Source organism: Micromonospora sp. KC721 (assembly GCF_004348355.1).
GTDB lineage: Bacteria > Actinomycetota > Actinomycetes > Mycobacteriales > Micromonosporaceae > Micromonospora.
Map to the genome: position 1 here is coordinate 95,596 of NZ_SMJY01000001.1, position 14,214 is coordinate 109,809.

Consider the following 14,214-nt stretch of genomic DNA (forward strand, 5'->3'; position numbering starts at 1 on the left):
GTCGCCGACGAGCGGAGGCATGATGTCCAGTCCCACGGTGACCGACCGGCTGGCGATCGCATTCGCCGGGCAGCGGGCCGGCGAAGGGCCGCTCACCTGCGGTCAACGCAACACCTGGCAGTGGATGCGCACGGACCTGTCCAACCCGATGGGCATCCTGCAGTGGATCCTTCCGGTGCCGCCCGGCGTCCACGTCACGGACGTGGTGGAGGCCGTCTCGATCCTGCTGGCCCGGCACGAATCGCTGCGGACCACCTTTCACGAACGCGACGGCGAGCTGCTCCAGCACGTCCTGCGCACCGGGGTTCTCACCGCCGAAATGCACCATGTCGACGCCGCCGTCGATCCGGACCGGCTATCCCGTCAGATGATTGGCCAACTCCGGGAGAAACCGTTCGACTTGGCCAACGAATTGCCCGTGCGTCTGGCTGTGGCGGCCACGGGCGACCGAGCGGTCGCCGCCGTGGCCGTGTATTCACACATGGCCGTCGACTACGGCAGCATGGCGATTCTGAGCCGGGAGTTCGCCGAGCTGGTGGACGCACCCGACGACCGGTCGGCCGGGACGGGCCGGCACCAGCCGCTCGACCAGGCGGCCGAGGAGACCTCGCCGTCCGGGCAGCGGCGGACAGCCGCGGCCCTGCGGTACTGGACCGGGCACCTGCGGCAGACACCCCAGTGTCTGATGGCGCTGCCACCTGTCGACGGCGCGCAGAGCGACGCGGCCTGCGCCGCGCTGCGCTCCCCCGCCGCCACCGCGGCCCTCGACCAGATCGCCGCCCGGACCCAGGCCGGTCCCGCCGCCGCCGTACTCGCCGCATTCTCCGCCGTGGTGTCGGTACGGGTGAGCCAGTCCCGCTGCGTGTTCGCCGCGCTGTCCAGCAACCGGTTCACCTCCCGGCTGCGCGACTACGTCGGCACGCTGGCACAGGACGGTCTGATGGTGGTGGACGTGATCGGGCCGACCTTCGACGACCTGGCCCGGCGGACCGGCGCGGCCATGTTGCGGGCCAACCGAAACAGCATCTTCGACGTGGGCGACCTGGTGGCCGAGGCCACCCGGATCAACGACGGGCAGGGCATGGACTACAGCCGGGACTGCGTCTTCAACAACATCAGCGCCCATCTGACCCTCGACGCCGGGCAGGCGGCCAACGTCCAGCTGCCGGCGCTCGACCACCCCGACCTGACCTGGTCGCCCACGCCCGCCGCCGCGGAGAGCAGCCTCACCTGGACACCGACGCCGCACTTCCCCAACCGCCTGGTGGTCCAGTTGATCGCCGTCCGTCCGGCCATGATCCTCGGCGTCAGCACCGGCGACACCCGGCACGTCCCCCGTACCGAGATCGCCGCCCTGCTGCGGGGCATGGAACGCGTCCTCGTCGCCGCCGGCACCGGGCAGGTACGCCTCGGCGACATTCCCGCCCTCAGCGGGCTGACCCCGGTGGCCCGCGACCGCGACTGGCTGCGGGTGGGGGTCAGTTGGGTGCAGCTCAGCGAGGTTCAGGCGCTGCTGCACGATGCGCTGGACACCCCCGCGGCCGCGTTCGCCGTCCCGGACGGGCCCGGGCACCGCGTGGTCGCCCATCTCGTCGCCGCGGACGGGGCCCGAACCCCGCGGCAGGCCCACCTGGCCTGCCTGGCCCGCCTCGGCGGCCGGTACGCCGTGGTGACCCCGCACCACTACGTCCTGCACGACTCCGCCCCGGCCGACCCCACCGACCCGGCTGCCTGGCGATCCCGACCGGTGCTCGCCTCCGGCTCCGGCCGCGCCGCCACGGAAGGTGACCGATGACCGCCCCGAGCGAGACCGTCCGCACCATCCGCCTACGGGTGGACGGCACCCGCGCGGCGCAGGGCCCACTGACCCTGGGACAGGCGAACGCGCTGCAATGGATCTCCGCGCTCACCGACGACCACTTCCTCGGCCTGGTGCAATGGATCTTCACGGTGCCGGCCGGGACCACCCTCGACCGTGCCTGCGCCGCCCTGGCCGGTCTGGTCCGCCGGTACGAGTCCCTGCGCACCACGTACCACGACGGGCCCGATGGTCCGGTGCAGCGTGTGGCCCGCAGCGTCGAACTGCCGATCGAGGTCCACGAACGGCCGGCCGGGCCCGGGAGCGCGGCGCTGGCCCGGGAGCTGATCGACCGGCTGCGGGACCAACGGCTCGATCTGTCCGCCGACCTGCCGCTGCGCTTCGCGGTGGCGGTCGACGGTGATCTGGTGCACGCCGCGGTCGCGGTCTACTCGCACGTGGCCGCCGACTACGGCAGCATGACCGTGCTGGGCGAACGCTTCACCGCACTGCTGGCCGGGACAGCCAGCGACCGGGACGAGCCGCCGTACCAGCCGCTGGACCGGGCCGCGCGGGAGGGCTCGCCGCAGGGCCGGCGGCAGGCCGAGGCGGCGCTGCGGCACTGGTCGGGCATCCTGCGGCGGCGTCCCCGCTGCGTGCTGCCCCGACCGGTCGTACCGGTGGAACCGGCCGACGGCGCCGGCCCGGACGGCGCCCCGCCGGCGCTCGCACCGCGCAGCGCGGACCTGCACTCGCCGCGCGCGGCGGCCGCGCTCGACCGGATCACGGCCCGCACCGGCGCCAGCCGACCGATGGCCGTCCTGGCCGCGATCGCCGCCGTGCTCGCCACCCGGAGCGGGCAGCAACAGGTGGTGCTCTACTCCCCCGCCGCCAACCGGCTCGGCGCACGGCTGCGCGACTACGTCAGCACCGTGTCCCAGGACGGCCTGATCGGCCTCGACGTCGACCAGCCCGACTACGACGCGCTGGTCCGGCACGCCGGCACCGCGTTGCTGCGCGCCAACCGCAACAGCGTCTTCGACGCCGAGGCGTTGCAGCGGGTGCACGACCGGATCGCGCACGAACGGGGCCTACCCATGATCCGTGACGGCGTGTTCAACAACATCTCCGGCATCGCCCCGCCGGACCTGCCGACGGTCGCCACTGCCGAGACGTTCATCGACTGGTGGACCCCGGCCGGCTTCGACAACCTGCTCCTGTTCCATCTGGTGCGGACCGAGCAGGCGCTGATCCTGGAACTCATCACCGGGGACAACCGGTATCTTCCCGACGCGGAGATGGAAGGGCTGCTGCTCGGCACCGAACGGGTGCTCGCCGCGGCGGCCACCGACAACATCCCGCTGGCACAGATCGGCGAGGTCGCCGGGATCGCGCCGATCAGCCGGGACGGCGACTGGCACCACATCGACCACAGCTGGATCCAGCTCAGCCAGGTCAACCGGGTGCTGCGGGCGGCACTGCCCGGGCCCGCCCAGGCGTTCGTGGTCGACTCCGACGCGACCGGCGGCGGCGAGATGATCGTCGCCCATCTGGCCGCCACCGACGAGATCGACGATCCCGCGCGGGCACACCTGGCCTGCCTGCGCCGGCTCGCCGGCTCGTACACCGCGATGGCGCCGCACCGGTACGTCCTGCACGCCGGCGCCCCCGCCGACCCGACCGATCCGCACGCCTGGCGCGACCTGCCGGTGCTCGCCGCGGGCGACGGCCGGGCCACCCAGGCGGAAACCGAGGGACAGCCATGACCATCATCGAGGCGAACGGCCTGACCCGCACCTTCCGGGCCGGCCGGCAGACCGTCGCGGCGGTCCGGGGGGTCGACCTACGGGTCCAGCCCGGGGAGATCGTCGGGTTCCTCGGCCCCAACGGCGCCGGCAAAACCACCACGCTGCGGATGCTCACCACACTGCTGCAACCGACCAGCGGCACGGCCCGCATCGCCGGCGCGGACCTGCGTACCGCGCCACGGGAGGTCCGCCGCCGGATCGGCTACGTCGCCCAGTACGGCGGCACCGACCCCAACGCGCTGGTGGACGAGGAACTGTTCCTGCAGGCACGGCTGTACCGGATCGGGGCCGGACCGGCCCGTCGTCGGGTGGCCGCCCTCCTGCCACAGCTCGACCTCGGCGGGCTGAATTCCCGGCCGGTCGGCTCGCTCTCCGGCGGTCAGCGTCGCCGGCTGGACATCGCGCTCGGCCTGGTCCACGAGCCGCAGATCGTCTTCCTCGACGAGCCGACCGCCGGCCTGGATCCGCACAGCCGCAACAACCTGTGGGAGCACATCCGCCGGCTGCGCGACGAGAACGGCACCACCGTCTTCCTGACCACCCACTACCTGGACGAGGCGGACGCGCTCTGCGACCGCATCCTGGTGATCGACCACGGACGGATCGTCGCCGAGGACACCCCGGCCAACCTGAAGCGGCAACTGGCCGCCGACGTGCTGACCGTGGACGTGGCCGGCGACCCGGACGCCGCGCGGCGACTGCTGGCCGGGCTGTCCGGGGTCCGGCAGGCGGCGGTGACCAGCACCGGCGGTCTCCAGGTCACCCTGGCCGACGGCGAACAGGGCATCATCGACGTGATCACCACCCTGGCCGGCGCGGGTCTGGGCGTACGCGCGTTGCAGCTCGCCCGCCCCAGCCTGGACGACGTCTTCCTCACCCTCACCGGCCGGGGGCTGCGCGACGACCCGGACGGCCCGACCCCACCGATCCCGACCACCGAGGGGGCGGAGCATGTCCCTGCTCGTTGACATCCTGTTGGTGTTCCAACGACACGTACGGATCTCCCTGCGGAACCCGCTCTGGATCATCATCGGGCTATCCCAGCCGGTGGCGTTCCTGGTGCTCTACGGCCCGCTGATGACCAGCACCCTCTCGATCACCGGCGTCCCCGCCGAGCGCGCGTGGCAGACGTACGTACCCGGGGTGCTGGTGCAGCTGAGCCTCTTCGGTTCCGCGTTCGTCGGTTTCGGGGTGATCGCCGAATGGCGTGGTGGAGTGATCGAGCGGTTGCGGGTGACCCCGGTGAGCCGGGTCGCCCTGCTGCTCGGCCGGGTACTGCGCGACGTCGCGCTGCTGCTCGTCCAGGCGGTCCTGCTGATCGCGGTGGCGGTGACGCTGGGCCTACGGGCGTCGGTGCCGGGGGTGCTGGCGGCGCTCGGTGTGGTCATGCTCCTGTCGCTGGGTCTGGCCTGTCTCTCCTGCGCCCTCGCCTTGACCGTGAAGAGCGAGGACACCCTGGGGCCGACCCTGAACACCGGGCTGATGCCGCTGCTGCTGCTCTCCGGGGTGCTGCTGCCGATGTCGTTCGCGCCGCGCTGGCTCGACCTGGTCTCCCGGCTGACCCCGTTCCGGTACATTGTCGACGGCATGCGCAGCGCGTTCCAGGGCGACGTGCTCAGCACGACCATGCTCTCGACGGCGCTGATCGCCCTCGGAATCGCCGTCCTGTCCGTCCTGCTCGGGGTGCGGACCTACCTGCGGCAGAGCGCCTGAGCCCACCGGCAGATGCCAGCGGGCCGCCGGAACGTGTCCGACGGCCCGCTGGGCTCGGCATCAGTGGACGACGACCGGTGTGCCGGGCTGGCCCTCGGGCTGGTCGTCCAGCAGGTGCGACCGCTCACGCCGTCGGGGCAGGAACGCCGCCGGGACCAGCGTGACGAGCACCAGCGCGAACGCCACCCAGAACGTCGTGGCGAACGAGTCGGCGGCGAAGTCGAGCCCGCGGTCGATCAGCGACGGGTCGACCGGGAACTGCTGGATCAGCTCGGGCCGCTGCTGCGTGGCGATGGCCAGCCCCGCCTCGCTGACCGGCTCACCGCTCGGGTCGGTCACGCCGGGGATCGGCCGGGAACTGTTCAGCTCGTTGGTGAGGATCACCGACATCACCGCCGCGCCGACGGAGCCGCCGATCTGCTGGAGGATGTTCACCAGCGTGGAGCCGCGAGCCACCTCGGGGCCGGTCAGCGTCCTCAGCGCCGAGGTCATGACCGGCATCATCGTGCCGCCCATGCCCAGACCCATCACGAACAGCGAGCCGCAGAGCAGCACGTACGAGGTGTGCGGGTCGACCTGCGTGAAGGTGAACATCCCGGCGACGATCAGTAGCAGCGCGAACGGCACCGTCCGGCCGACCGGCACCTTGTCGGCCAGGATACCGGCGATCGGCATGGTGACCATCGCGCCGATGCCCTGCGGCGCGATCAGCAGGCCGGCGGCCAGGGTGGACTCACCGCGCACCTGCAGGAAGTAGCTCGGGAACAGCAGACCGGCGCCCATGAAGGCGATGATGAAGACGAACATGGTCACCGCCGCGACGGTCAGTCTGCGGTTGCCGAACAGCCGCAGGTCCAACAGCGGGTGACGCGGCGTGAAGGAGTAGCGGACGAACGCCAGTACCAACGCGCCGCCGATCAGCATGGGCACCCAGACCGTCGCGTCGGCGAAGGTGCCGGTCTCCGGCAGCGAGGAGACCCCGTAGAGGAACAGGGCGAGTCCCGGGGAGAGCATCAGCATGCCGAGGAAGTCGAACGACTCCGAGGGCTCGGGAGCGTCCTTCGGCAGGGCCAGCTGCGCGTAGACGAGCGCGATGACCCCGATCGGCAGGTTGATCAGGAAGATCCAGTGCCAGCTCGCCACGTCGATCAGCCAGCCGCCGAGGATCGGACCGCCGATCGGGCCGAGCAGCATCGGGATACCCAGGACGGCCATCAGCCGGCCGATCCGGTGCGGCCCGGCCGCCCGCGTCATGATCGTCATGCCGAGCGGCATGAGCATGCCGCCGCCGAGACCCTGCAGGACACGGAACGCGACCAACTGCCCGATGGTGTCGGCGGTGGCGCAGAGGCCGGAGCCGATCGTGAACAGCGCCAAGGCGATCATGTAGAGGCGTTTCGTGCCGAACCGGTCGGCGGCCCATCCGCTGAGCGGGATGACCGTGGCCAGCGCGAGGGTGTAGCCGGTCATCGTCCACGCGACGCGCGCGTAGGAGACGCCGAACTCGCTCTGGAAGGTCGGCAGCGCGACGCTGACGACCGTCACGTCGAGGATCGACATGATCGCGCCGAGCACCACGACGCCTGCCACCTTGAGCACTGCGGCGTCGAGCTTGTCCGATGTCGGGACAGGTGGGGGTGCCGCGACCGATTGCTGCGTCACGAGGTCTCCTGAGGGGATCGGCCGGATGACCGGCTCAGCATGGAGCCGACGCGGCGCCTGCCGAGGCAGACGTGGCGTGCGGAGGGGAAGTCCGCAGCGGAGATTAGCGGCCACCACCGACCGCGCGCCGCCGAGTTTCGCCCTTGGCGGAGGATCAGTCAGGTGTTCCTCGTCACGGTGGCACCGGCCAGGCAGACGCCGATGTCGGCGTCGAGGCCACGGGCCCGCGTCATCCCCCAGACTCCCGCGAACCGGGTTTACCTCATCAATCGCGAACAACCAGATATATCACCTGTAAGTCGCCGAGCGTCGGAAGCCTGGAAAACGGCCCGATACGACATGAATCCGCCTAACGTTCAGCTTGGCTCGTCCTCCTGAGCCGACCCCAAAGAAGGGATGAGGGACATGTCGAAGAGGTTTCTGACCAAGCTCGCCGGCGGGGCGGTGCTGGGCAGCGCCGCCCTGCTGTTCGCGGCACCCGTCGCGGCGCTCGCCGCGCCGGACGGCCCGAGCAAGGAGCCCCGCAACTCGAACCAGCAGCGGGAGAAGAACTCCTCGAACAACAACCGTGGCAACACCACGCCCAAGCGGGTGGTACTGCCCGACGGGGACGGCAACGGCGTCACCTGCGCGACCAACGACCAGGACGCCGACGCGGCGGTCATCCAGAACATCCGCGACAACACCAGCACCAATAGCGTCAACACCTTCGTCCAGACCGGCGTGGCCGCCGCGACGAACGCCAACGTGCAGGGCGTCGTCGTCTGCATCCGCGACATCGACCTGGACGTGGACATCGACGTCGAGGTGCTCGACGACATCCTCGACGCGGTCGAGTCGGCCACCAACGGCACGGCGCCGGGCCGGGCCGCCAGCGTTCCCGGCCTCGGCGGCGTGTACGCCGGGCCGGAGGGAGCCTGGGTGCTCCCGGGCAGCACCTCCTGAGGTCTGATTCGCGAGAACCGGGCGGTGCGGACGACGGGAAGGCCCTGAGCAGGGGAAACGGTGTGCTCTACGCATCGGTTCGCCGAGTGGGTCGACCGACGTCCGCACCGCCCGGGTTGCCGATCGATGATGGTCGCAGAAGGAACACGACCTCGGCTGAAACCAGTGGGCAGATCGCGCCGGTCAGATCATCGTGATCGGGTTGCTGAGCGCCGCCATACGTCCGTCCGGATGACGTACCTCGACCCGCACCAGGCCGGATTCGTCCGCCGCGGTCCGCCACTGAGCGACGCCCGATCCGTCGGCGCCCAACCGCTCACGGTGTGCCACGCCGCGCTCGGTGTGCAGGCTGACGATGCCGAACGGCACGCCCGTCACCCGTACCCGCACCACGACCGGTTCGCCCCGGGATTCCAGGCGTTCGCCGACGCCCGCGCTCCGGTCGGCGGCAGTGGCGGCGAACGCCAGTTCGACGGCGGCCGACTCCGCGATCCAGCTCCGGCCCGCCCGGACACCGGCGAGAATCGCCTCGGTGCTCAACTCCTCCGCGAACACGACGGTGTGCGGCGCGCCGAGCTGACCCGCCAGATGGGTGTCGCTGCTGCCCACCGCCGGACGCCAACTCCCCTGGTGCACGTCGAAGGCCAGTCCGCGCCCCCACTCGGCCAGGGCCGCCTCGTTGTCGGCGTTCCACGCCACGTCCGACGCCCACAGCCCGTTCCATACCTCGACGGCGTCGAACCAGCGGTACGGGTACATCAAAGTGCCGCCGGGATAGGGCGCGTACGGGTGGGCCGCGACGCACAACCCGCCCCCTCGACGTACCTGGTCGAGGTGCCGACGGATCACCTCGTCGCGGACGCCGTACCGCCAGTCCACCACTGCTGCGGGGGCGACACCGAGCGCCAACCAGTGCCCGGTGCGAGTGGTGACCTCCTGACCCAGGATGACCAGCAGATCATCACCCGCGTGGGGTGCCCACGCTTCGTGCCCGAGCGAGTTGTTGTGCTCAGTGGTGGCGACGAAGTCCAGGCCGGCCGCGCGGGCAGCGGCGGCCAGCTGCGCCGGCGTCCGGTCTGCGCCGTGCGAGTGCACCGAGTGCACGTGGCAGTCACCCCGGTACCAGCCGGGTCCCCGCCCCGCAGCCTGCCGCGGCGGGAACCGCGCCTCGCCGGCTGGCCCAGCCAACCCTTGACCGAACGCCATTCCCGGAGGCTACTCGCGACGGTCAGGTGATGGCGGGGCTGCGGCGTTCCAGGAGGATGACGTCCCGCCACCGGCCGTGGTGGCGGCCGACGCGTTCCCGGGTGCCGACGATCCGGAACCCGGCCCGCCGGTGCACGGCCAGGCTGGCGGTGTTCTCGGGGAACACGCCGGACTGGATGGTCCAGATCCCGGCGGCCTCGGTGGAGGTGATCAACGCGTCCAGGAGTAGGCGACCGGCTCCCCTGCCCTGGGCGGCGGGGTCGATGTAGATCGAGTGTTCGACCACGCCGGCGTAGACCGCGCGGGTGGAGGTGGGTGTGACCGCGACCCAGCCGACGACCTCATCGGCGAGGTCGGCGGCGACGAAGCGGTGGGCGGGCAGCCTCCCGGTCTCGAAGGCCGCCCAGGTGGGGGCGGTGGTCTCGAAGCTGGCGTGACCGCCGTCGAGACCGGCCTGGTAGATGGCGAGGACCCGGTCGGCGTCGGCCACGGTCATCGGGCGGACGGCGAGGTCGGCCACGAGCAGGCTCCGTTCGGGTGGAGGGGTGGGCGCGACGTCATCCCTCGGGCTGGACGACAGGGTGCACGGCAACCGGCCACGATCCGCTTCCGACCCAGTCAGTCGAGCAACGCCCTCACCCACAGGTCCGTGTGGTGCTCAGTGTACTCGGCGTCCGAGCGCCACGCGTCGCCGTGCCCGGTCCGCCAGTGGGTCGCCCAGGGTTCCGCGCCGAGCGCTGCCTGCTCGCGCAGGAACTCGTACATCGCCCGGGTCCGGACGGTCAGCATCGGCGCCAGGCGACGGCGCTGCTGCTCGTCCAGCCCGTAGGCATCGGCGAAGGCCCGCAGTCGCGGCCCGGCGTCCACCCGCTGCCAGTCGGGGTGCGCCGACATGGGCACGAAGCCGTGGACGGCGTACGCGACGTCCCACAGCCGCGAGCCCGGCCCGGCGTTGTCCCAGTCGATGACGACCCACCGATCCCCGACCACCAGGTTCCACGGGGCCAGGTCGTGGTGGATGACCAACTCGTCGCGGTCCGCCGGGATCAGCACGTTCCAGCGCGCGTCCGGCGGCGGGGTGAAGGTCGCCAGGGCGTCGTGCAGCTCCCGGACGAGCCGACCCACCCTGGCGAGCTGGTCACGCGGCTCCAGCAGGTCGAAGCGGAACGGCCACGGCACCTCACCGTCGACGTAGCTGAGCACCTCCCGTCCCTGCTCGTCGATGCCCAACGCGCGCGGTGCGCCCCGGAACCCGACCGACCAGAGATGGTCGAGCAGCGCGTGGACCGCCGGCGTCCACGGGCCGACCCGCCGTCGTACGGTGTCGCCGACCCGCACCACGCCCGCCGTGACGTTGCCCCCGGTGAGCGGGACCTCCGCCCCGGTCATCGGTCCACCCGCTCGGCGCACGCCTGGTGCATCGCGCGGCACTGCGCAAGGGCGTGTTCCCGCATGCCTTGGGTCGGGCTACCGGCGGCGGTTGCGCGGATGGCTCTTCGCCGTCCGTTCGTTGCCGTGCTTGTAGTTGCCGGTCAGCCGGGCCATCAGCTCTTGTGGATCATCGTTCGTCACGTCGATCAAAAACCGGGTCGCCGCGGCGCCGCGGAGAACACCGGCTGGCCGGCCATGGTGTAGCAACTCGACCTCCCCGTTCTTCCGGAGGCGATAGGTGAACCCGTCAGGTGCTCCGCTCATCACCACATCTTCGCGTGGCACGATCACGAACGCGAGCGATATCCGCACGGTAGGCACGGTGGCAGCCGCCAGAGGACGAGATCGGTGGCAGACCTCCTGGTCGCCGAACGGCTGTACCTGGCCGAGGTGGACCCGCTCCGGCTGGCCGACGTGGTCATCGACAACACCGTGCTCGGCCAGCCAGGGTGCCGCGCGCCCGACCCCTCGTCCGGCCGCGATGAGATCAGGAATCGAGAAGCAGCCAGGCTGTCCGTGGGCCTAGCCTTCTCCCAGGCAGCCGGTAGCAGGCCGGCGCCCGAACAGGTAACAGGAGGCCCAGCATGTCCGCCAAGAACTCCGGGACCGAGTCCGACGGCTTCAGCCCCGAGGAGCGGGCCGCGATGAAGGAGCGCGCCGCCGAGTTGCGCGCCGAGGGCAGGAAGGGCGCCAAGAAGGCGGACGACCTGCAGGCGGTTCTCGATCGGATCGCGCAGATGGCGCCGGAGGACCGGGCGCTCGCCGAGCGCGTACACGTGACGGTGGCCGCGACCGCGCCGGAGCTGTCGCCGAAAACCTGGTACGGCATGCCCGCCTACACGAACGCGAACGGCAAGATCGTTCTTTTCTTCCAGGACTCCGGCAAGTTCAACTCGCGGTACTCGACCCTCGGCTTCCAGGACACGGCCAACCTCGACGACGGGGACATGTGGCCGACGTCGTACGCGCTGCAGAAGTGGAGCCCCGAGGTGGAGAAGAAGGTCGTCGAGCTGGTGCGGGCCGCGATCTCCTGAGACCCCGATCAGTCGAGCAGGGCGAGCAGGCGGCCGAGGGCCGGGTTGGTGCTGTCCCGCAACCAGGCCAGGGCGACGTCCACGGTGGGCGTGGGGGCGGTGAAGCGGCGCAACCGTACCCCGCGCAGCCGCAGCGCACGGGCCCGGCCGGCCGGGACGGCCGCGACCACGCCTCCCTGCGCCACCGCCCGTAGCAGCTGCTCGTCGTCCGGCTCCTGCCGGACGAGCCGGAACCCGCCGCGTGGCCAGACCTGGGCGATCGTCCGGTCGAACATGCCGGGGCCGTTCTCGCGCGGCCACATCACGGCCGGCAGGTCGACCACCTCGTCCCGACTGATCTTCCGACGGCCGACGGCCAGGGGATGAGCCGCGGGCAGGGCCAGCAGCAGCTCCTCGGTGTCGACCGTCCGGCAGGCCAGCGCCGGCTCGTCGACCGGCGGGCGGACGAACGCCACGTCGAGTCGGCCGGCGAGCAGTCCGGCGACGTTCGGCGCCGTCCAGGCCGTCTCCGGGACCACCTCGACATCCGGGTGGGCGGCCCGGAACCGCGCGACCAGCGCGTCGACCGGGCCGCCGCGCGCCGAGCGGGTGTACGCGAGCCGGAGCCGCCCGCCCCGCCCGCCTACCAGGTCGCGGATCCGGTTGGTGGCCGCGTCGACCTCGGCGAGCAGCCGGGCGGCCTCCTCGGCGACCCGCGCCCCCACCTCCGTCAGCTGGCAGCCCCGGCTGGTCCGGTGCACCAGCGGCACGCCGAGCTGCCGTTCCAGGGCCCGGATCTGCTGGCTGAGCGCCGGCTGGGCGATACACAGCCGGGCGGCAGCCCGGGTGAAGTGCAGCTCTTCGGCGAGCACCGCGAAGGAGCGCAGCCGACGCGGGTCCAACCAGGCGTTGCGGGCCGGGGCATCGGACATGCCCGCATCATAAGCGCCGCTTATCGCCGGCAACCTGATCCGTCTTGGACGGCGACCCACCGGACCGGCGACGATCCGAAGCCAACGGCCCGAGCGAGGGAGGGAGCCGACAATGACGGCAGCGGCGGATGTGGTGGTGATCGGGGGCGGGATCGTCGGGCTGACGACGGCGGTCACCCTCCAGCAGCGTGGGGCACGGGTGACGGTGCTGGCCCCGGACGACCCGGCCGACACGGTCTCCGCGGTGGCCGCCGCCGTCTGGTACCCGACCCACACCGAGCGGGACCCACGAATGCTGCGGTGGGCCCGGGAAACCCGCATCGAGCTGAGCCGCCAGGCCCAGGCCGGGGTGCCGGGGGTGGTCGAGCGGCCGACCCGGATGCTGTTGCGCCACCGGTACGCCGGCCCGCCGTGGTGGGCGGAGGCCCTCGACGACCTAACGGCGGAGGCGGCCGAGCCGCCGTACACCACGCTGCTGCGGTTCACCGCGCCGACCGTGGAGATGGTCCCGTACCTGCACTGGCTACGGCAGCGGCTGGAGGCCGGCGGCGGGCGGATCCTGCGCCGCCGGGTGCGCCGGCTCGCCGACGCGTTCGCCACCGCCCCGACGATCGTCAACGCGACAGGGCTGGCCGCCGGCCAGCTCGCCGCCGACCCGGCCGTGCACCCGGTGCGCGGGCATCTGGTGCTGGTGGCGAACCCGGGCCTGACCGTCTCGGTCCGCGACGAGGACGACCCGGCCGGGATCACGTACGTGCACCCCCGCCGGCACGACGTGGTGCTCGGCGGCACGTACCAGCCGGGGGTGGGGCACACCAGACCTGACCCGGCCACGGCAGCAGCGATCCGGCGCCGCTGCGTCGCGCTGGTGCCGGAGTTGGCGGACGCGCCGGTGCTCGGCGAGCGGATCGGGTTGCGACCGGCCCGGCACGGTGGCCCGCGGGTGGAGGCGGAGCCGGGCCCGGCGGGCTCGCCCGGCGGCCGGCTCGTGCACGCGTACGGTCACGCCGGGGCGGGGGTCACCCTGTCCTGGGGATGCGCCGCCGAGGTGGCGGACCTCGCCCTTGACGGTTGAGCGGGCGAAGCGGGGCCAGACCACAATGGTCACTTTCCGTCATCGGAGCGCCGCAGAGGAAGGTCACGTTTTCCGCCCAAGTGGGCTATTGACCGCGGGAAGCGCACTGCCCGGATAATCGTTGCCCAGCGCCACCACCGGAGTGGCTTCGCACAGCTTCGAAACGGGCCATGGCCACCTCATCCGACGACACCCCTCCCACCAACGCGGCCCTGCGAATCGGCGGCTGGCTGCCCGACTCCCGCCAACCGGCCCGGCCACCCGCACCGGACCCCGACCCCGTCCAGGGCCGTTGGCACCAGGTTGCTCCGGCACCGTCCCGGCAGACCACGCCTCCGCCCGCGCCGACGTCCCGGAAATCTCCCGACCGCTCCGCCCGGACGCTGATGCTCGGCTGCCTCGCGGTCGGCGTGGCCGCCATGCTGGTCTTCGCCCTCGTCCCGCTCTGGTCCGGCGCCCCGCGCCCGGAACAGGAAGCGACGGCGTTCGTCCCGGCGCCCGGCGGGTTCGCCCAGGACCCCGCACCCGATCCGGTCAGCGCCACCGAGGAGGCCGGTTCCTCGCCGGCACCGGTGTCACTCTCCACCCGGGCCACCCTGCCGTCCCCGACCCAGGTGGCGCCGCCCGCGCG

13 protein-coding genes and 2 pseudogenes are annotated in these 14,214 nt (G+C 72.1%); 9 read left to right on the plus strand and 6 right to left on the minus strand.

The genetic code is table 11. The annotated features are described in order from the left end of the window. Nucleotides 1-22: 22 nt before the first annotated feature. From E1182_RS00405 to E1182_RS00420, 4 genes are read left to right on the plus strand one after another with little or no spacing between them, the layout of a single operon-like run. Nucleotides 23-1,795, plus strand: coding sequence for a condensation domain-containing protein (locus tag E1182_RS00405; RefSeq protein WP_165942452.1), 1,773 nt, complete (start codon nucleotides 23-25; stop codon nucleotides 1,793-1,795). Further along, nucleotides 1,792-3,564: a condensation domain-containing protein gene (locus E1182_RS00410; RefSeq protein ID WP_132260541.1), complete on the plus strand. Its 1,773-nt coding sequence runs from the start codon at nucleotides 1,792-1,794 to the stop codon at nucleotides 3,562-3,564. The genes E1182_RS00405 and E1182_RS00410 overlap by 4 nt, the downstream gene beginning before the upstream one ends. Before the next feature lie 2 nt (nucleotides 3,565-3,566). Continuing rightward, complete coding sequence (locus tag E1182_RS00415) at nucleotides 3,567-4,574, plus strand: ABC transporter ATP-binding protein (protein ID WP_132260594.1); 1,008 nt, start codon at nucleotides 3,567-3,569, stop codon at nucleotides 4,572-4,574. Then, nucleotides 4,558-5,319, plus strand: coding sequence for an ABC transporter permease (locus tag E1182_RS00420; protein WP_132260543.1), 762 nt, complete (start codon nucleotides 4,558-4,560; stop codon nucleotides 5,317-5,319). Before E1182_RS00415 ends, E1182_RS00420 begins: the two co-directional genes overlap by 17 nt. A gap of 60 nt (nucleotides 5,320-5,379) precedes the next feature. Here E1182_RS00420 and E1182_RS00425 read toward each other — a convergent pair whose 3' ends face one another. Then, nucleotides 5,380-6,981, minus strand: coding sequence for a DHA2 family efflux MFS transporter permease subunit (locus tag E1182_RS00425; protein WP_132260546.1), 1,602 nt, complete (start codon nucleotides 6,979-6,981; stop codon nucleotides 5,380-5,382). Nucleotides 6,982-7,386: 405 nt separating this feature from the next. Here E1182_RS00425 and E1182_RS00430 point away from each other — a divergent pair, with 405 nt between their 5' ends. Next, nucleotides 7,387-7,926, plus strand: coding sequence for a hypothetical protein (locus E1182_RS00430; RefSeq protein ID WP_132260548.1), 540 nt, complete (start codon nucleotides 7,387-7,389; stop codon nucleotides 7,924-7,926). Nucleotides 7,927-8,109: 183 nt separating this feature from the next. Here E1182_RS00430 and E1182_RS00435 read toward each other — a convergent pair whose 3' ends face one another. The 4 genes from E1182_RS00435 to E1182_RS00450 all read right to left on the minus strand — a co-directional run bounded on the left by E1182_RS00435 (nucleotide 8,110) and on the right by E1182_RS00450 (nucleotide 10,875). Continuing rightward, entirely contained in the window at nucleotides 8,110-9,132 is a 1,023-nt protein-coding gene (locus E1182_RS00435) for a CehA/McbA family metallohydrolase (protein WP_165942453.1), read from the minus strand. Between the two features lie 22 nt (nucleotides 9,133-9,154). Next, entirely contained in the window at nucleotides 9,155-9,652 is a 498-nt protein-coding gene (locus tag E1182_RS00440; protein ID WP_132260550.1) for a GNAT family N-acetyltransferase, read from the minus strand. A 98-nt stretch (nucleotides 9,653-9,750) separates the two neighbouring features. Then, the gene (locus tag E1182_RS00445; RefSeq protein WP_132260552.1) at nucleotides 9,751-10,521 is read right to left on the minus strand and encodes a phosphotransferase; all 771 of its coding nucleotides are present in this window, start codon (nucleotides 10,519-10,521) and stop codon (nucleotides 9,751-9,753) included. A 78-nt stretch (nucleotides 10,522-10,599) separates the two neighbouring features. Beyond that, nucleotides 10,600-10,875: a hypothetical protein gene (locus tag E1182_RS00450; RefSeq protein WP_243705940.1), complete on the minus strand. Its 276-nt coding sequence runs from the start codon at nucleotides 10,873-10,875 to the stop codon at nucleotides 10,600-10,602. 48 nt (nucleotides 10,876-10,923) lie between these two features. Here E1182_RS00450 and E1182_RS32860 point away from each other — a divergent pair. Both E1182_RS32860 and E1182_RS00460 read left to right on the plus strand, forming a co-directional pair. Next, nucleotides 10,924-11,010, plus strand: a pseudogene (locus tag E1182_RS32860) (uridine kinase); the annotation flags it as partial. 137 nt (nucleotides 11,011-11,147) lie between these two features. Then, nucleotides 11,148-11,597, plus strand: a complete 450-nt coding sequence (locus E1182_RS00460; RefSeq protein WP_132260555.1) for an iron chaperone — start codon at nucleotides 11,148-11,150, stop codon at nucleotides 11,595-11,597. Nucleotides 11,598-11,605: 8 nt separating this feature from the next. On the opposite strand, the gene E1182_RS00465 is transcribed toward E1182_RS00460, so the two are convergent. Next, nucleotides 11,606-12,508 carry a LysR substrate-binding domain-containing protein gene (locus E1182_RS00465; RefSeq protein ID WP_243705941.1) on the minus strand — a complete coding sequence of 301 codons (903 nt, stop codon included), beginning with the start codon at nucleotides 12,506-12,508 and terminating at the stop codon, nucleotides 11,606-11,608. A gap of 112 nt (nucleotides 12,509-12,620) precedes the next feature. Here E1182_RS00465 and E1182_RS00470 point away from each other — a divergent pair, with 112 nt between their 5' ends. Together E1182_RS00470 and E1182_RS00475 are read left to right on the plus strand one after the other, a co-directional pair. Then, nucleotides 12,621-13,583 carry an FAD-dependent oxidoreductase gene (locus E1182_RS00470; RefSeq protein ID WP_132260557.1) on the plus strand — a complete coding sequence of 321 codons (963 nt, stop codon included), beginning with the start codon at nucleotides 12,621-12,623 and terminating at the stop codon, nucleotides 13,581-13,583. Nucleotides 13,584-13,753: 170 nt separating this feature from the next. Then, a pseudogene (locus E1182_RS00475) lies at nucleotides 13,754-14,214 on the plus strand (hypothetical protein); the annotation flags it as partial.